This is a genomic window from Rhodoferax sp. LS1P39, from assembly GCF_056521425.1.
In genome coordinates, this window is record NZ_JBWMAV010000009.1 from 59,749 (window position 1) to 76,436 (window position 16,688).

General features: G+C 65.5%; 16 protein-coding genes. 9 read left to right on the forward strand and 7 right to left on the reverse strand.

Going from position 1 to position 16,688, the window contains the following annotated elements; genetic code table 11:
* Positions 1-95: 95 nt before the first annotated feature.
* From rsmA to AC097O_RS15225, 3 genes are read right to left on the reverse strand one after another with little or no spacing between them, the layout of a single operon-like run.
* Positions 96-887: a 16S rRNA (adenine(1518)-N(6)/adenine(1519)-N(6))-dimethyltransferase RsmA gene (gene rsmA, locus AC097O_RS15215; RefSeq protein WP_479593651.1), complete on the reverse strand. Its 792-nt coding sequence runs from the start codon at positions 885-887 to the stop codon at positions 96-98.
* Positions 884-2,266: a peptidylprolyl isomerase gene (locus AC097O_RS15220; protein ID WP_479593653.1), complete on the reverse strand. Its 1,383-nt coding sequence runs from the start codon at positions 2,264-2,266 to the stop codon at positions 884-886. The genes rsmA and AC097O_RS15220 overlap by 4 nt, the downstream gene beginning before the upstream one ends.
* Positions 2,267-2,301: 35 nt before the next feature.
* Positions 2,302-4,698 carry an LPS-assembly protein LptD gene (locus AC097O_RS15225; RefSeq protein WP_479593655.1) on the reverse strand — a complete coding sequence of 799 codons (2,397 nt, stop codon included), beginning with the start codon at positions 4,696-4,698 and terminating at the stop codon, positions 2,302-2,304.
* A 77-nt stretch (positions 4,699-4,775) separates the two neighbouring features.
* Between AC097O_RS15225 and AC097O_RS15230 the strand changes: the two genes are divergently transcribed.
* The 9 genes from AC097O_RS15230 to AC097O_RS15270 all read left to right on the forward strand — a co-directional run bounded on the left by AC097O_RS15230 (position 4,776) and on the right by AC097O_RS15270 (position 13,644).
* On the forward strand, positions 4,776-5,864 hold the full coding sequence (locus tag AC097O_RS15230) for an aminoglycoside phosphotransferase family protein (protein WP_479593657.1): 1,089 nt from the start codon (positions 4,776-4,778) through the stop codon (positions 5,862-5,864).
* 65 nt (positions 5,865-5,929) lie between these two features.
* Positions 5,930-6,631: a 16S rRNA (uracil(1498)-N(3))-methyltransferase gene (locus AC097O_RS15235; RefSeq protein WP_479593659.1), complete on the forward strand. Its 702-nt coding sequence runs from the start codon at positions 5,930-5,932 to the stop codon at positions 6,629-6,631.
* A gap of 2 nt (positions 6,632-6,633) precedes the next feature.
* Positions 6,634-7,938, forward strand: a complete 1,305-nt coding sequence (locus tag AC097O_RS15240; RefSeq protein WP_479593661.1) for a hypothetical protein — start codon at positions 6,634-6,636, stop codon at positions 7,936-7,938.
* A 3-nt stretch (positions 7,939-7,941) separates the two neighbouring features.
* Positions 7,942-8,598, forward strand: coding sequence for a hypothetical protein (locus AC097O_RS15245; protein WP_479593663.1), 657 nt, complete (start codon positions 7,942-7,944; stop codon positions 8,596-8,598).
* A 69-nt stretch (positions 8,599-8,667) separates the two neighbouring features.
* Complete coding sequence (locus AC097O_RS15250; RefSeq protein WP_479593665.1) at positions 8,668-11,475, forward strand: ATP-binding protein; 2,808 nt, start codon at positions 8,668-8,670, stop codon at positions 11,473-11,475.
* Positions 11,476-11,485: 10 nt separating this feature from the next.
* The gene (locus tag AC097O_RS15255; RefSeq protein WP_479593667.1) at positions 11,486-12,049 is read left to right on the forward strand and encodes a sigma-70 family RNA polymerase sigma factor; all 564 of its coding nucleotides are present in this window, start codon (positions 11,486-11,488) and stop codon (positions 12,047-12,049) included.
* Positions 12,046-12,261, forward strand: a complete 216-nt coding sequence (locus tag AC097O_RS15260; protein ID WP_479593669.1) for an anti-sigma factor family protein — start codon at positions 12,046-12,048, stop codon at positions 12,259-12,261. The genes AC097O_RS15255 and AC097O_RS15260 overlap by 4 nt, the downstream gene beginning before the upstream one ends.
* Before the next feature lie 187 nt (positions 12,262-12,448).
* Entirely contained in the window at positions 12,449-12,814 is a 366-nt protein-coding gene (locus AC097O_RS15265; protein WP_315224823.1) for an RNA-binding protein, read from the forward strand.
* A 257-nt stretch (positions 12,815-13,071) separates the two neighbouring features.
* Positions 13,072-13,644 carry an RNA recognition motif domain-containing protein gene (locus tag AC097O_RS15270; protein ID WP_479593672.1) on the forward strand — a complete coding sequence of 191 codons (573 nt, stop codon included), beginning with the start codon at positions 13,072-13,074 and terminating at the stop codon, positions 13,642-13,644.
* Positions 13,645-13,712: 68 nt separating this feature from the next.
* Here AC097O_RS15270 and AC097O_RS15275 read toward each other — a convergent pair whose 3' ends face one another.
* Genes AC097O_RS15275 through AC097O_RS15290 form a run of 4 tightly spaced genes read right to left on the reverse strand, consistent with a single transcriptional unit; the run spans position 13,713 to position 16,659 of the window.
* Positions 13,713-14,501: an SDR family oxidoreductase gene (locus AC097O_RS15275; RefSeq protein ID WP_479593675.1), complete on the reverse strand. Its 789-nt coding sequence runs from the start codon at positions 14,499-14,501 to the stop codon at positions 13,713-13,715.
* Between the two features lie 9 nt (positions 14,502-14,510).
* Positions 14,511-15,128, reverse strand: coding sequence for an LPS export ABC transporter periplasmic protein LptC (gene lptC / locus AC097O_RS15280; RefSeq protein ID WP_479593678.1), 618 nt, complete (start codon positions 15,126-15,128; stop codon positions 14,511-14,513).
* Positions 15,125-15,673 (reverse strand): KdsC family phosphatase, encoded by a 549-nt coding sequence (locus AC097O_RS15285; protein WP_479593680.1) that lies wholly within the window; start codon positions 15,671-15,673, stop codon positions 15,125-15,127. The genes lptC and AC097O_RS15285 overlap by 4 nt, the downstream gene beginning before the upstream one ends.
* On the reverse strand, positions 15,673-16,659 hold the full coding sequence (locus AC097O_RS15290; RefSeq protein WP_479593683.1) for a KpsF/GutQ family sugar-phosphate isomerase: 987 nt from the start codon (positions 16,657-16,659) through the stop codon (positions 15,673-15,675). Before AC097O_RS15290 ends, AC097O_RS15285 begins: the two co-directional genes overlap by 1 nt.
* Positions 16,660-16,688 lie beyond the last annotated feature (29 nt).

The window sequence follows — 16,688 nt, forward strand, 5'->3', positions numbered from 1 at the left end:
CAACCCCCTTGCAGGGGGGCAACACCAGTAGCCCGGCGGAGCCGGTTCTACGGTGTTCTGGAACTAAAAAAGGCCCGTCTCTGACGGGCTTTTTTTTATGCGACCGCGACTGCCAGGGCCAGGGCCACGTACTCAGCTACCGGCACTTCCTCGGCGCGGCGCTGGGTGTCGAATGCGCCTGCGTAGGCTTTCTCGGTGAGCCATTTGCCCAGAGTGTGGCGCATGATCTTGCGGCGCTGGCTGAAGGCCACCTGGACGATTTCGCTGAGCAATGCAACCGGTACGGCCGCTGGTTCGTCGTGGGGCACCATGCGCACCACAGCGCTGTCCACGCGCGGGGGCGGATCAAACGATTCGGGCGGCACAAACAGCACGTTTTCCATTGCGTAGCGCCACTGCAGCATGACGCTGAGGCGGCCATAGGCAGCGGTGGACGGGCGGGCCACCATCCGGTCGATGACTTCTTTTTGCAGCATGAAATGCTGGTCTTGCACCACCGCCACCGCGTCCAGCAGATGGAACAGGATAGGCGTGGAGATGTTGTAGGGCAGGTTGCCCACGACGCGTAGCTTCTTCGCAGCCGTTGCTCCTGAATCTGTAGCTTGTTGTGCCGATGGGAACTGCGTAAAGTCCACTTTTAGCACATCAGATTCGACCACGGTGAGTTGCGGATGCTGGCGCAGGCGCACGGCCAGATCGCGGTCCAGTTCGACCACGGTGAGATGGCCCAGGCGCTCGACCAGCGGCTGCGTCAATGCAGCCAGGCCCGGGCCGATTTCGACCATGTAGTCGCCAGGCAACGGGTTGATGGCGTCGACGATGCTGTCGATGATGCCGCGGTCGGCCAGAAAGTGCTGGCCGAAGCGTTTGCGGGGAATGTGCTTCACTGGGGCGGTTCGCGGAATTCGACGTAGGCGCGCGAACGCACCTGCTCCAGCCAGCGGCCATAGGCCTCGTCCAGCTTTTTCTCGCGCACGATGCCACGGGCGATTTCGCGCTGCTCTTTCGGGGTCACGGCGGCCTCGCGGCGCTCCAGCAGCTGCACGAGGTGCACACCAAAGCGCGACACCAGTGGGTCGGCGATCTGGCCGGGAGCCAGCTTGTCCAGGGTTTCTTCAAATTCGGGCACAAACTGGCCGGGGCTGGACCATCCCAGGTCGCCGCCCTGGGCCGCGCTGCCGTCGGTGGAGCTTTCCTTGGCCAACTGGGCAAAGTCGGCCTGGCCGCTCTGGATGCGGCGCTTGAAGTCGTTCAAACGCTCCACCGCGGCGGCCTCGGTGAGACGCGGGCCGGTGCGCAGCAGGATGTGGCGTGCGTGCTGCTGGGTCACGGTGGTGACCAGGCCGCCCTGGCGTTTGTCCAGCACTTTCAGGATGTGGAAACCGGCACCCGAACGCACCACGGCGCTGACACCGCCCGTGTCCAGATTACGGGTGGCCTCGACAAACAGCTCGGGGTAGCGGTCGGCAGAGCGCAAGCCCAGGGCACCGCCGCCGCTTTTGTCGGGCGCGTCCGATGCAGTGCGGGCCAAGGTGGCGAAGTCGGCACCGGCGGCAACTTGGGCACGCAGGCCGTCGGCCTTGGCTTTCAAGGTGGCGACTTGCTCGGCGGAGGCGTTTTCCGGCACGGCGACCAGCAGCATGGCCAGGTTGAGTTCCAGCGCGCTGGGGTCGGTGTTGGCCTGCTGGTCGCGCAGGTACTGGTCTACGTCGGCATCGCTGATGCGCTGGCGGGCATCGATTTCGCGGTCGCGCAGACGGGTCAGGATGAGCTGGTTGCGCAGTTCCTCGCGGAACTGGGTGGGCACGATGCCGTCTTGCACCATGCGCCGGCGCAGTTCGGGCACGTCCATCTGGTTTTGCCGGGCCACATTCAGCTCGGCAGCGTCCACGGTGACATCGTCCACCTTCAAACCGGTCTCGGCCGCCAACTGCAACTGGGCTTTTTCCAGGATCAGGCGGTCCAGCACCTGGCGCACCAGCACGGCCTGGTCGGCTTCACCGACCGGTCGGCCCTGCTGGGCCATCTGCTGCAAGGTCCGGATGACGCGGGCGCGCACTTCGTTGTTGGTGATCGGCTCGGAATTGACCACGGCCACGATGAAGTCTGCCTGGCGTTGCGCATCCGCGCGGGCAGGGACATTGCCCGCCAACCCGGTGCCCGCGCCGGTTGAGGGGCGCAGGCCCTGGGCGGATGCGGAGAATGTGGTCAGGGCCGCCATTGCCGCCAAGCCCAGCAACGTCTTGCGAATAATGCGATTGCTCATGGTACAGATAGGGGGAAAGAGGTGAACGTAGAAGGCTAGTCGTACTGGCTAAAGCGGCTAGGGGTGGTGGTCTGCTCGCGCAGGTACTGGTAGCGAGGGATGTTTTCTTTCAGGACCGACAGGGGGTTGTTACCCACACCCAGGCGGGTGAAGCCGACAAACTCCAGCTGGAACGATATTTTCTGGTTGGCGGTGGTGGTGTTGCCGGTTTGCGTGCGGTCCAGCACGATACGGCCCAGCCAGCACCCCGCATCATATTCAAAGCCCACCACGGCATCCACCAACTTGCGGTCGTACATGCTGTAGTTCAGGCGGCCCACGCTGTACCAGCGGCCTGCGCCCTGGCCCTGCCCGGCACCCAGGTTCTGGCCCCCGTCGCCCCACAGGGCGCTCAGCGGCCATTGCCAGCCGATGTCGATCTGCTCGCTACCATCCTTGGCCGTGGCGCTGGAGTCGCGCTGGTAGCGGTAGGCGGCGCTGATGACGCGGTAGTTGCCGGGGTTCCAGCGCCCGCCGACGCTGGCGCGCTGGGAGCGGCGGGTGTCGGGGTTGTACTGCACCGTGGTGTCAAAGGTCCAGCGCGGATCCCAGTTGAGCTGCGCGCCCACCAAGAAGTCGCTCAGGCGGTCGGTGGCGGGGGTACCGCCGGGCATCGTGACGCGTTGGTCTTTGAAGCGCAGGCGCTGGGCCACGCCAAACTGGGCCAGCTGGGCGCCGGTGGCGGGCTCCAGAAAGCGCGTGGTCAGCCCCAGCGTCAGCAGGTTGTTGTCGGCAATGCGGTCGTTGCCACCGAAGGCGTTTTCGGTGAAGACGGTGGCAAAGTTGAAGTCGTTCAGCGCCGAATCGTAGTTGGGCAGCAGGCTTTGGTCGCGGTAGGGCGTGTTCACGTAGAAAGCGCGGGGCTCCAGGGTCTGGCGCAGCGCCTTGCCCCAAAAGCTGGCATCGCGCTCGAACACCAGCCCGGTGTCCAGGCTGAAGGTCGGCACGGTGCGGTCGGCGGTCATCGCGCCATTGGACAGCGGCGCATCAAAGTCGTAGCGCGTGGCATGCAGCTGCACCTTGGGCGTGAAGAACCAGCCGGGCGCCACCCAGGGACGGCTGATCTGGCCCAGCGCAAAGCCGCGCTTGGCGTTGGGCTGGTTGGTCAGGCGGCGGTCGGCCGAAAAATGGGTGTAGTCGCCGTCCACCGAGGCATCGAAGCCGCCGGGCAACGCGTAGCGGGCATAGCGCGCGGTGATCTGGGGCAGGCGGTCGTACGGCGGCACGATGGGTGCGGTCACGTCTTGCAGGGTCTGCCATTTCAGCGTGCGCACGCCGGCCGAGAAGTTGCCCCGGGCCCAGCTCAGGCTGGCATCGCTGGTCAGCAGGCGCTGGGTCAGCGAGGTGGTGGCGCGGCCAAAGTCGCTCCAGTAGTTGTCGTCGCTGACGCGGTTCAAATTCAGGTTCAGCCCCAGCCCGCCCAGGCCCGCCACACCGGTCTGGATGGTGCCGGAGTGCAGCAGCGCGTAGCTCCAGCGCGAACGGTCGCGCAGCGAGTCGCTGGGCATGTAGTGGGTGCGTAGCGTGCCTTTGTAGTCGGGCTCCAGGTAGCGGAACTCGCCGCCCAGGTCCAGCCCGCGCTTGCTCATCAGCGTGGGGAAGAAGGTGGCATCGCGGTTGGGTGCGATGTTCCAGTAATAGGGCACCGTCAGCTCCACGCCGTTGATGTTGTCCAGCCCGATGGTGGGCGGCAAATAGCCGGATTTGCGCTTGTCGGTGAGCGGAAAGTCCATCGCCGGGAAGGCCAGAATGGGCACGTCCTGGAAGCGCAGCACCGCACCCTCGGCCCGGCCGATTTCTTCTTCGGTATCGATGCTGATAGTGGTGGCGCGCAGCATCCAGGCGGGCAGCCAGTTGGGGCCGGACTCGCGGCGGCAGGTGCTATAGGTGGCGTTGTGCAGCACCACGCGGCTGTCGTCCACAAAGTCGGCGCGGTCGGCCTGGCCAAAAGCGCCGTTTTTCAGAAACTGGTAGCGCGGCTCATTGAAGAAGCCCTCAAACGCATCCACTTTCAGCTCCAGCGCCGGGCCTTCGTAGATGTTGCCTGCGCGGTTGATGTGCACATTGCCGCGCGCCTTGACCAGATCGTCGGGCTGGTAGTACTCGACCCGGTCGGCCTGCAGCACCATGTCGCCCTTGCGCATCATGGCGTGGCCGTCGATCACCGTGTCCAGATCCGGGCGGCCCAGGGTGTGGTCGCCCGAGAAAAAGCTCGGCGTCTGCTCGCGCATGGCCTGCGGAATCTGCTCTTGCAGCAGGGCGCTGGGCTTGAGCACCAGGGGTGCCTCGGCCTCTTCGGCGTGCAAGACACAAGGCAGCAAGGCCACAGCAACCCAGGCCACGGGCGTGAGGGTGAAGCGGCGGCGGCGGGTACTGCGCTGGGTTTCAGGCATTAAAGGGGGCACCAAAGGGGGACAGGGTCAGGCGAGGGGCTTATCTGGATAAGCCGGATTTGTAGAATGGATTATCCATGAGCCCTACCTCCCCCTCGCCGTCGACGGCAACTTCTTCCCCCTGCGCCCCTATCGTCTGGGCCGATGCCCTGCGCGCGCAGGCCTTCCACACCTGGCTGAACGCGGTGGCCGCGCCGCACGGCCTGCAGGTAGACAGCCTGCGCCTGGCTGCGGCCGATGCCGGTTTTCGCCGCTATTTCCGGCTGGAATCGGCCACCGGTAGCCGCATCGTGATGGATGCCCCGCCGGATAAAGAGAACTGCGAAGCCTTCGCCCGCATCGCCACGCTGATGGCCCAGGCCGGGCTGCGCGTGCCCCAAGTGCTGGCCTGGGACGAGCCCCAGGGCTTCATGCTGCTAACCGACCTGGGCACGCAAACCATGCTGGAGCTGCTGCAAAGCGATGCGCCCCCGGCCCCCACGCCGCTGTTCCACCAGGCGGTGGACACGCTGATCACCCTGCAATTGGCCTCCCAGCCCGGTGTGCTGCCCGCCTACGACGCGCCCACGCTGCAGCGCGAGCTGGCCCTGTTCCCCGACTGGTACATCGCCCAGCACCGCGGCATCACCCTGGACGATACCCAGCGCGCCACGCTGGACAGCGTATTCGCCCAGATCGTGGCCAACAACCTGGAGGCCCCCAGCGTCTACGTGCACCGCGACTTCATGCCGCGTAACCTGATGGTGGGCTCCGAGAAGCTGGGCGTGCTGGACTTCCAAGATGCCCTCTACGGCCCCATCACCTACGACATCGCCTGCCTGCTGCGCGACGCGTTCCACAGCTGGGAAGAAGACTTTGTGCTGGACATCACCATCCGCTACTGGGAGCGCGCCCGCAAGGCCGGGCTGCCGGTGGGCGACGACTTTGGCGCGTTCTACCGCAGCGTGGAGTGGATGGGCCTGCAGCGCCACCTGAAAGTGGCCGGTATCTTCGCCCGACTCACGCTGCGCGACGGCAAACCCAAGTACCTGGCCGACACGCCGCGTTTCATCCGCTACATCCGCGCCACCGCAGGCCGCTACCGCGAGCTGACCCCGCTGCTGCGCCTGATCGACAAGATCGAAGGCACCCAGGCCGCCACCGGTTTTGCCTACGGGCGCATGTAAAAATTTATAAGAAATAAGGCTCTAGCGCTTATTCCATTGGCGCTAGCAGCTATAAAAATAATAGTATGCCCCGTTTTTACTGCCCCTCCCCCTTGGCCACCGGGGCCACGCTGGACCTGCCCGCCGGGCCCGCCCGCCATGTGCAGGTGCTGCGCATGCAGCCCGGCCAGACCATCACCCTGTTCAACGGCCAGGGCGGCGAGTTTGAAGCCACGATTGAGCGCATGGGCCGCAGCGACGTGGCCGTGGTGGTGGCTGCACACGACCCGGTGGAGCGCGAAGCGGCGCGCGCCGTGCACCTGGTGCTGGGCATGCCCGCCAACGACCGCATGGACTGGCTGGTGGAAAAAGCCGCCGAGCTGGGCGTGGCCAGCATCCAGCCCCTGGTGTGCGAGCGCAGCGTGCTGCGCCTGAACGGCGAGCGGGCCGACAAAAAACGCGCCCACTGGCATGCCGTGGGCGTAGCCGCCTGCGAGCAATCGGGCCGTAACCGTGTGCCCGAGGTGCATTCGGTGCGCAGCTTTGCCGACTGGGTGGCCAGTGCCGACGCGGGTTTGTTGCTGTCGCTACGCCCCGGCAGCCAGCCCATGCTGAACGCCGTGCCCGCCACCGGCGCAATCCACTTCCTCAGCGGCCCCGAGGGCGGCCTGAGCCCGGCCGAAGAAGACGCAGCCATCGCCCGCGGCTACCGCCCGGTGACCCTGGCCAACCGCGTGCTGCGGTCTGAGACCGCCCCGCTGGCCGCACTGGCCCAACTCCAGTTCTGACGATGGAAGATGTGATCCCACCCGACAGCGACACCACGCTGTCGGATTACTTCCGCGATCCCGATTTCGCCAGCGAATCCACCCTGGCCTGGCGCATCGACCAGCACGGCGGCCTGGTGGACGGGCTGCGCGGCCTGTTCCATGGCCCGGCCGGGCTGGTGCGGCTGCGGCTGTTTGTCTTCATGGGCCTGCTGGGCCAGAGCGAAGCCAACCTGAACCGCGACCAGATCAACGAACTCTTCCACGCGGTGCGCCCCGAAGCGCTGGACACGGTGTTCAAGCGTTTTCGCGACACCGGCCTGCTGCTGTGGGACGAAACCCAGCGCCGCACCAGCCTGACTCCGCTGGCGCAGCAGCTCGCGGGCGTGCTGGGCGTGTTCAACACCGCGCCGCAGGGGGCCGATGGCGATGGCGACCTGGCCAGTCTGCTCAGCCAGGTGGTGGGGGCCGACCAGCTCGGCACCCTGGATGCCGCCCAGGTGCAGATGCTGCAAGCGCAGCTGGGCCGCCTGCACGCCGAGTTTGAAGATGCCATCGCCAGCGGCTCGGAGTTCCGCCTGCGCGAAGCCCGCACCCGCTACGACCGGGCAGCCCGCCTGATCGACAAGGCCAGCAGCGCCATCGCCACCCTCATTGGCAACGCCCACGGCCACGTCACCCTGGAGCGCGCCGCCCGCGCCCTCGGCCAGGCCCAGGGCCGCCTGCTGGCCATGGCCAGCCAGTTCAACCGCGCCTTGCAGCAGGTAGACCGCCAGCGCGTCACGCTGGGCACCACCGGCATCACCAGCACCGACGTGAAACGCTGGCTGCAAACCCTGGCCGCGCCCGAACATCTGCTGGCCGACGCGCTGGCCCACCCGGTGGGCATGGTGGCCTTGTCTCCCCATGAATTGCTCGATGTGACCGAAGCCGAATTTGAACGCGACCGCCCCACGCTGGGCCTGCCCGATGTGCTGCCGCTGTCGCAGGCCGCGCCGCTGGGCGAGCTCAGCGCCGTGGCCCTGCCCCAGGCGCTGGCCGATCTGTCGGACCTGCTGGCCAGTTGGGATACCAGCCCCCGCCGCGCCGTCGATGCGCTGCTGGGCGAACTGCCTCTGGATGCCGAATACGCCCACGTAGCCTACAAAGCCCAGCTCCTGCCGCTGCTGGGCGATGCCCAGGCCGTCCAACTGCCCGGTGCCACCGGCGACCTGGCCCGCCAGCCCTGGCGCGTCGAATGGAGCACCGACTTCCTCACGCTGGACCACCCCACGCTGGCCGGTGTCAGCGCAGGCACCCTGCACCCTACCGAAGAAAAAAGCGAGTAAGCCATGGACGAAGCCGCCCTGTTGGTCGCCGAACTGCTGGCCCGCCGCAGCCTGCCACGCACCCACGCCCGCGTGCGCCGCGCCCTGGTCAACGCCGAGCTGTTTGCCCAGGTCACGCAGCGCCTGGCCGAGATTGGCCTGCGCTGGATGGACAACATCTACGCCGACCACGTCAGCCTGGCCCTGCTGCCTGCCGCCCAAGCCCAGGTGATGGGCGAGGCCGGGGTCAACGCCAACAACAACCTGGAGCTGCCGCGCGACGGCGTGGCCCTGCTGGTGGTGCTGTGGGCGCTGATCATCCTGCCCAAGCGCGAGCGCCAGACCAGCCGCGCCCCGGTGGCCGAGGCGCAAAACGACATGTTTGCCAGCAGCAAACCCCTGCCCGCCGTGCGCGACGTGAGCCCGGTGCTGTCGTACAAGGCCCTGCTGGAAGACTACGGCCCGCAGCTCGGCAAAAAGACCCGGCTGGACGGCAACCTCAAGCTGCTGGAGCGCCACGGCTTCATCCTGCGCCGCCAGGACGACATCGCCGAGGGCCCGCTGCTCGACGTGCTGCTGGACTACGACATCCTGGCCCCGCGCATCCTCGACGGGGCGCTGGCCGACGTGCTGGCGCGCGAGCAAGCGGCCCGATTGGCCGAGGCCGCAAATGCCGCTTAGATTTATGAAAAATAGGCCCCTAGCGCTTATTCCACTAGCGCAAGCAGCTATTATTTTTGAAGCAAACCCATGTTCCACCTGCAAAGCCTAGAGCTGGTCCACTGGGACTACTGCCAACGCGTCAGCCTGCCGCTGGACGCGTCCATCATCACCATCGCCGGGCCCAACGGCTCGGGCAAAACCACGCTGCTGGACGCGCTGCGCACCCTGCTGGGCCTGAAATGCTCGCAGCCGCGCGACTTCAAAACCTACGCCCGCCACGCCGGGGCCAATATCGCCTGGCTGCGCGCCGTGGTCGACAACCAGGCCCAAACCCGCCAGACCAGCAGCCGCCCCTTCGCCAAACGCCTGCTCTACAGCGACCAAGTCACGCTGGCCTGCCGCATCGAGCGCAACGGCGGCGACTGGCAGCGCCGTTACCTTGTGCTGGAGGGGGATGTCAGCATCGAGCAGCTCACCGAGATGCCCGACAAAGACCTGGGCCTGATGGGCATCGAGGCCTGGGGCCGGGTGCTGTCGGCCGCCGGTTTGTCCCCCGCCATCGCCAAGGTGCTGTCGCTGGAGCAGGGCCAGACCGACCGCCTGTGTGAATTCAGCCCGCGCGAGCTGCTGCGCCTGGTGTTCGACGTGTTTGGCGACCAGGAAGTGCTGGGCCACTACGACACCGCCCGCGAACACCAGCAGCAACTGGCCCGCGAAATGGAGCAGGCCAGCCACGAGCTGGACCACAGCAAGGCCCAGCTCGCCGAACTGCAAAACCGCGTCAGCAACTACCAGACCTGGCAGCACAAGGTGCAGGAGCAGGAGCGCCTGGCCACCGAGGTGGTGCCGGTGCTGGAATGGCACGGCCAGCGCCAAAAACTCACCGAGCGCAGCCGCGACCAGCGCCGCCAGCGCCAGCACAGCCGCCAGGCCCTGGCCGAGCGCGCCCGCCAAAACGCCCAGCTGCTGGAGCTGCTGGAAGCCCGCAGCGCCACCGATGCCGCCGCCACCCGCCTGCTGCAAGAGCGCGATGCCGCCGCCGTCCAGCGCGACAGCACCCGCGACCTGGAGCGCCCGCTCGAAGCCCTGGCCAAGCGCGAAGCCGAGCTGCTGGCCCTGGTGGACAAGGAAAGCGATGCCGAGGCCCTGACCGCGCACCTGGACACTTTGCGCACAGCTGAATCCACCCTGCAAAGCAAACACAGCGCTTTACTTCAAAAAAGAGAGCTGGCAGCGCAGATTCAATCGGCGCTAGAGGGTCAAAACACTCCACCCATTCCAGACGATGCGCGCCGCCTGCGCCAGCGCCTGCAAGCGCAGAAAATCGGCCACCGCTTCCTGGCCGAGGTGGTGGAAGTGCGCGATGAACACTGGCGCGCCGCCGTGGAAGGCGTGCTGCGCGCCTCCCGCTGGATGGTGCTGCTGGACAAGACCGAAGACATGGATGCCGCCGACACCCTCGCCAGCGCCGACCGCTACCGCCACTACATCACCGCCCCCGGTGACACCGCCCCCAAAGGCGATGCCGACACGTTGCTGGCCCACATCCGCTTCGATGCCAAGGTGCCGCGCTGGCTGATCCAGCAACTGCAAAACCTGCGCTGCGTGGACAGCCCCGCGGCAGGCCGCAAGACCAGCGGCAGCTGGATCACCCCGCAGGCCTACAGCTTCGACGGGCGCGGTGCCCGCTCCCTGTGGGTCGAGCCGCGCGACCACCAGTTCGGCGCGGCGGCCCTGATCGCCCGGCGCGACGCGGTGGAGCGCGACCTGCGCAGCCTGGATGCGGCGCTGGGCCCGCTGGGCCAGGAGCTGCGCGACATCCGGCTGCAGATCAAGGACTGCCAAAAATCCCTGGCCGGCCACAGCGCCGCCCAGGAGCTGGCCGAGCGCAATGACGAGTTCTCGGCTGCCAAGCAGGCCCTGCCCGCTGCCAAACAGGCCCGCATTGCCGCCAGCCAGCACTGGCAAAGCCTGGACACCGCCACGGCGGAGGCCAAAACCCGGCACCAGCAGACCGACACCCAGTACCGCCAGCTCGAACAGCACCTGCGCCAGAAAAACCAGGAGGCCGACCGCCAGGCCGCCGAGTTGCTGGCCACCCGCAAGCAGCACACGGCCCACATCGACAGCTCCAACCACCGCCGCCGCCAGATCCCCGCCGCCTGGCGCGCCCCCCAGGTCATCCAGGCCCTGGTGCGCACCTACCAGAACGACACCCAGGCCCGGCTGCGCCTGCAGTCGGTGCATGAAGAACTGCAGCTCGACACCTGGGAAAAAGATGCCACGGTGGAAGAGCGCTTTCGCCGCATGGAGGTGCTGGTGCGCGAGCAGGGCTACAGCCTGGGCGACCACCAGGCCAAGAATGCCCAGGCCGGTATAGCAGTGCACAACGCCCGCGAAAGCTATATCGAGGTGCTGCGCAGCACCGTGCGCCGCTACCGCAAGAACATCCAGGAGCTCGGCGAGCTGGCCGGGGTGGCGGTGAATGCCGACCTGCCGGTGCTGGAAAACGACGACACCGTGCTGGCCCAGGCCGGGCTCAAGGTGCACTTCAACTTTGACGGCAAGGGCAGCATCGGCCTGAACGACGGCGAGGCATCCGGCGGCCAGCAGGTCATCAAGTCGCTGATCCTGCTGGTGGCGCTGCTCAAAGACGACGAAACCGCCTCGGGGGGCTTTGTCTTCATCGACGAACCCTTCGCCCACCTGGACGTGCGCAACATCCAGCTGGTGGGCCACTTCCTGCGCTCTACCCAGGCCCAGTATGTGCTCACCACGCCCATCACCCACAACCTGGAAGTCTTCGAGCCCGCCGAGATCACCTTGATCACCAGCAAAAAGCCCAAGAACGCCCGCTGGGCCCCGCCGATTGCGGTGGCCAAGCGGCGGGGGTGATACTCGCGGCATGGACTTCCAAAACGAACTGGCCGGACACCGCACGTATCTGCTGCGCTTTGCGCGCCTGCAGTTGCGCAACGATGCCTGGGCCGAGGACGCGGTGTCCGAAACCCTGCTGGCCGCCCTGAGCAAACCGCAGTCGTTTGGCAGCCGCTCGCAGCTCAAGACCTGGCTGGTGGGCATCCTCAAGCACAAGGTGCTGGACCTGTTTCGGCACCACGCCCGCGAGGTCTGCCTGGACACCGACGACGCATCCGCCGACGACCTGGACAGCCTGGTGTTCCAAGCCGACGGGCATTTCGCCCAAGCCCCCGCCGACTGGGGCAACCCCGAGCAAGACTTGAACTCGCGCCAGTTCTTCCAGATCATGGAAGCCTGCACCGAAAAGCTGCCCGCCATGCTGGGCCGGGTGTTTTTGATGCGCGAGTGGCTGGAGCTGTCCAGCGACGACATTTGTAAGGAATTGGGCCTGACGCCGACCAACCTGTACGTCCAGCTCCATCGCGCCCGGCTCCGGTTGCGAGAATGCCTGGAACTCAACTGGTTCGGCAACACAAAGGAGGCCACGTGATCCCGCTCAGGCGTACCTGCCAACAAGCTGCGGCCCTGCTGCTGGCCCGCGAAGACCGCCACATCGGACTGGCCGACACCGTGGCGCTGCGCCTGCATTTGATGGCTTGCCAGGTCTGCCCGAAGTTCGAGCGCCAACTGCTCACCATGCGCAACGCCATGCGGCAGTGGCGTAATTACGATGCCAAAGATAGTGAAGAGGGTGGGCTGTAAAGCAACAAGATCACAACTTTTTGTGGCGGGTTGGCCAGATGCAGGCATAATCATGAAGTTCTGTCACCCCGTGGCAGTACGAGTTTGCGGTGATTGGTCAGTTTCGCGTCTGCTTTAGTCTTCAATGGTTTGTTGATTGCGGTTATCGGACTCCATCGCGTTTTGCGTTTTTTAGAGGAGTCCTTTCATGGGCAACAAACTTTACGTAGGCAACCTGCCTTATTCTTTCCGCGATGAAGACATGCAACAGGCTTTCAGCCAGTTCGGCTCCATCTCCAGCGCCAAGGTCATGATGGAACGTGACACCGGCCGCTCCAAAGGTTTCGGCTTTGTCGAAATGGGCAGCGATGCCGAAGCACAAGCAGCCATCAAGGGCATGAACGGTCAAGCTATGGGCGGCCGTAACCTGGTTGTCAACGAAGCACGTCCGATGGAAGCCCGTCCTCCCCGCTCCGGTGGCGGCGGCGGCTACGGTGGTGGCAATGGCGGCGGCGGCTACGGCGGCGGCGGCAATGGTGGCGGCGGTTACGGCGGTGGCCGCAACAGCTACTAAAATTTGTTTGCTTGGGGCTCACGTCCCAGCCACAAATCCAAAAAAGGGCCCTCGTGGCCCTTTTTTGTTGCCCGCTATTTGTTACCCAAACAGCACGTATTTTTTATTTGAATTCCATCGAAGTCGCCGCATAATATAAAAGTGTGGATTACTTTTCCATACACGTTTGCGGTGTCGATCGGTTTCGCGTCCTAAGTTTTCAGATTGCGTTTTCGGGATTCCATCGCTTTATTAATGTGTTTTTGAGGAGTCCCTTGATGGGCAACAAACTGTACGTCGGCAATCTGCCTTACTCCGTGCGCGACAGCGATCTGGAACAATCTTTCAGCCAGTTCGGTAGCGTCACCAGCGCCAAGGTCATGATGGAGCGCGATACCGGTCGCTCCAAAGGCTTTGGTTTTGTCGAAATGGGTAGCGATGCCGAAGCACAGGCAGCTATCAACGGCATGAATGGCCAGCCCCTGGGTGGCCGTAGTTGCGTGGTCAACGAAGCCCGCCCCATGGAAGCACGCCCCCCCCGCACCGGCGGCGGTGGTGGTTATGGCGGTGGTGGTGGCGGCGGCGGTTATGGCGGCGGCGGTGGCCGTGGTGGTGAAGGCGGTGGCGGCGGTTACGGCGGCGGTGGTGGCCGTAGCGGTGGTGGCGGATATGGTGGCGGCGGCGGTGGACGTAGCGGCGGCGGCGAAGGCGGCGGCGGTTACGGCGGCGGCGGCGGCGGTGGCCGCAGTGGTGGCGGTGGCGGCGACGGTGGTTTCCGTAGCCCCTACGGCTCCGGCCCCCGTGGCGGTGGCGGCGGTAATGGCGGCGGCGGTGGCCGTGGCGGTTACTAAAGCGTTGATCGGAATTTCATTCCACTCAAAAAGGCTCCTCGGAGCCTTTTTTGTTTTTACCTATGGTTTCAATGTGCCCCGGCATCTGTAGACTGCCGGGGCTTACGGGCACGGCCCACCAATAACTTGTCATACACGGCATTGGGTAATAGGCGCATTAACTTGGCCACCACACCCATCTGCCACGGAATCACGCGGTAGCTGTCACCGGCTGCAATCGCTTTGAAAGCTTTTTCGGCAAAGGCTTCAGGTTGCATCAGAAACGGCATGCCATAGCTGTTCTTCTGTGTGAGCGGGGTATCGATATAGCCGGGGCAAATGGTCACGACCCGGACGCCGCTGGCACGCAACTCGCCACGCAGGCTTTCACAGTAGCTGATGACGGCGGCTTTACTGCCGCAATACGCGCCATGGCCCGGCAAACCTCGGATACCGGCCACGCTGCCGATGCCGACCAAGGCTCCGCTGCCCCGCTGCACCATGGGCTGGATGAAAGGGTGGAAAGTGGCCGCCGTACCCACGGTGTTGGTGGCAAAGGTCTGCGCCATCACGGCGATGTCTTCCACCATGGCGGTGTCCATGCCGATGCTGATGCCTGCGCTGGCAACCACCACGTCCGGCACGCCCTGGCGGGCGAGGCAGGCCTTGCCTGCGGCAATGATGCTGTCAGGCACGGCCACGTCCGCACTATATATTTGATAGCTGTTTGTGCTTATTCCATGGGCACTAGCCCATGATTCGACTACGGAAGCACGGCGGGCCACCAAAGCCAGCCGGTAGCCTGCCTGGAAGTACCGCAAGGCCAGGGCCTGGCCAATGCCGCTGGACGCACCCGTAATGAAGACCAGTGGGGACATGCGCTTTCCCTATTTGGCAGGCTGGGGAATCAACACGCCTTTGACGCGCCCGTTAAGCTGCATCAGGCGGTCCAGGTTGTTGTAGTCCATGGAGTCGGCGGTAAAGGTGTCGCTGCCACGGACCAGGGTGACGGGTTTGTTCGAGCGCACCCGCTCGGTGTCCAGGTAGGCGTGCAGAAAGTCGCTGCGAAACTCCAGCTTGGGCTGCACCACCACGCCTTTATTGACCACCGCCTGGCGCACCACCACGGCATTGCCAAACAGCTGGACTTCGGAGCCGTCGGCGTTGCTCAGGCCCCGGTCGGCGGTGGATACGGTGACCAGACCCTGCGGATTCACCGAACGGATGCGCACCTGGTCGATTTCGACGGTGTCGGTGTCCGGGAAATGGCGGGCTTCGCTCCCAAAAACCTCGCTTTTCAGGTGGCCTTGGGCATCAAAGTTCTTCACCGAGAAGTTGCGCATGAAGTAGTCGGCCTCGTGCGTCAGCGGGGCGGCGGCACTGGCTGCGGTAAATATCGGTGTGTTGCGCACCAGCCAGTAGCTGCCCAGGGCCAGCACGCCCATCAGCAGCACCGGCAGGTAGATCGACAGGCGGTTCCACGCCGATTGCAGCAGCGCCATCACGCCAGATACGCTTGCAGCAGCGCGGCGTAGCGGCCACTGGCAACCAGCAGCAGGTCGCAGAACTCGCGCGCGGCCCCGTGGCCGCCGGTGCGCTGGGTCACAAAATGGGCCGCCGCCAACACCTCGGCCTGGGCGTTGGCGGGCGCGCAGGCCAGGGCGCAGCGGCGCATCACCGGCAGATCGGGCCAGTCGTCGCCAATGCCCGCAGCCTGGGACCAGTCCAACCCCAGCTCGGCCAGGATTTTTTCGGCCGCCGGGCGTTTGTCTTCGGTGCCGAAAACGGCGTGGGTGATGCCCAGGGCCTGCAAGCGCAGGCGCAGCGGCGCGGAGTCGCGGCCGGTGATGATGGCGGGGGTGATACCGGCTTTTTGCAGCAGCTTCAGGCCGTGGCCGTCCAGGGTGTTAAAGCGCTTGAGGGTTTCGCCGGACTCTGAAAAGTACAGCCCACCGTCGGTCAGCACGCCATCCACATCAAAAAAGGCGACGCGCACGTTCTGCGCTTGCAGCAGCAGCTCGGGGGGGAAATGCAGGGCTGGTGTGGACATCAGATCACTTTCGCCCGCATCAAGTCGCCGATGTGCACCACGCCCACTAGCACGCCGTGGGCATCCACCACCAGCACGCTGGTGATGCGGTGGCGCTCCATCAGCTCGGCCGCATCGACCGCCAAGGCCTGGGGCTGGATGCTGCGCGGATGCAGGTGCATGACTTCCTGGGCGCGGGCGGCCCGCAGGTCCACGCCGTTTTCAATCAGGCGGCGCAGGTCGCCATCGGTAAAGATGCCCAGCACCTGCTGCTGTGCGTTCACCACGGCGGTCAGGCCGCCCTTGGCGCTCATTTCGCGCATCATGTCGGCCAGCAGGGTGTCGGGGCCGACGCAGGGCAGCTCATCGCCCGAGCGCATCACGTCGCTGACATGGGTGAGCAGTTTGCGGCCCAGCGCGCCACCGGGGTGGGAGCGGGCAAAGTCTTCGGGCTGGAAGCCGCGTGCGTCCAGCAAGGCCACGGCCAGCGCGTCGCCCAGCGCCAGTTGCGCGGTGGTACTGGCGGTGGGGGCCAGGTTCAACGGGCAGGCTTCTTTGTCCACCCCGCCGTCCAGCACCTCGGTGGCGTGGCGGGCCAGGGTGGATTGCAGGCCACCGGTGATGGCAATCAGGGGTACGCCCTGGCGCTTGAGCACCGGCAGCAGGATGGTGATCTCGGAGGATTCGCCGCTGTTGGAGATGGCCAGCACGATGTCGCGGGGTTCGATCATGCCCAGGTCGCCATGGCTGGCCTCGCCGGGGTGCACAAACATGGCCGGGGTGCCGGTGGAGGCCAGGGTGGCGGCAATCTTGCGGCCCACATGGCCGCTTTTGCCCATGCCCATGACCACCACGCGGCCTTGTACGTTCAGCACCAATTGCACCGAGCGGGCGAAGGCCTCGGTCAGGCGGTTTTTCAGGCCGGCCACGGCGGCGGCTTCGATATCAAAGGTCTCGCACGCCTGGCGCAGGGCCCGCGCAGCGTCAAAAGGGGGGGCAGATGTCATGGCAGCGATTCTATCGGCGTGCCCTTGTT

What these genes read in the sequence shown, in the direction of transcription:
- AC097O_RS15220 (WP_479593653.1), bottom strand. Translation starts at nt 2,266, where the DNA reads ATGAGCAATCGCATTATTCGCAAGACGTTGCTGGGCTTGGCGGCAATG.
- AC097O_RS15225 (WP_479593655.1), bottom strand. Translation starts at nt 4,698, where the DNA reads ATGCCTGAAACCCAGCGCAGTACCCGCCGCCGCCGCTTCACCCTCACG.
- AC097O_RS15230 (WP_479593657.1), top strand. Translation starts at nt 4,776, where the DNA reads ATGAGCCCTACCTCCCCCTCGCCGTCGACGGCAACTTCTTCCCCCTGC.
- AC097O_RS15235 (WP_479593659.1), top strand. Translation starts at nt 5,930, where the DNA reads ATGCCCCGTTTTTACTGCCCCTCCCCCTTGGCCACCGGGGCCACGCTG.
- AC097O_RS15240 (WP_479593661.1), top strand. Translation starts at nt 6,634, where the DNA reads ATGGAAGATGTGATCCCACCCGACAGCGACACCACGCTGTCGGATTAC.
- AC097O_RS15245 (WP_479593663.1), top strand. Translation starts at nt 7,942, where the DNA reads ATGGACGAAGCCGCCCTGTTGGTCGCCGAACTGCTGGCCCGCCGCAGC.
- AC097O_RS15250 (WP_479593665.1), top strand. Translation starts at nt 8,668, where the DNA reads ATGTTCCACCTGCAAAGCCTAGAGCTGGTCCACTGGGACTACTGCCAA.
- AC097O_RS15255 (WP_479593667.1), top strand. Translation starts at nt 11,486, where the DNA reads ATGGACTTCCAAAACGAACTGGCCGGACACCGCACGTATCTGCTGCGC.
- AC097O_RS15265 (WP_315224823.1), top strand. Translation starts at nt 12,449, where the DNA reads ATGGGCAACAAACTTTACGTAGGCAACCTGCCTTATTCTTTCCGCGAT.
- AC097O_RS15270 (WP_479593672.1), top strand. Translation starts at nt 13,072, where the DNA reads ATGGGCAACAAACTGTACGTCGGCAATCTGCCTTACTCCGTGCGCGAC.
- AC097O_RS15275 (WP_479593675.1), bottom strand. Translation starts at nt 14,501, where the DNA reads ATGTCCCCACTGGTCTTCATTACGGGTGCGTCCAGCGGCATTGGCCAG.
- AC097O_RS15285 (WP_479593680.1), bottom strand. Translation starts at nt 15,673, where the DNA reads ATGTCCACACCAGCCCTGCATTTCCCCCCCGAGCTGCTGCTGCAAGCG.
- AC097O_RS15290 (WP_479593683.1), bottom strand. Translation starts at nt 16,659, where the DNA reads ATGACATCTGCCCCCCCTTTTGACGCTGCGCGGGCCCTGCGCCAGGCG.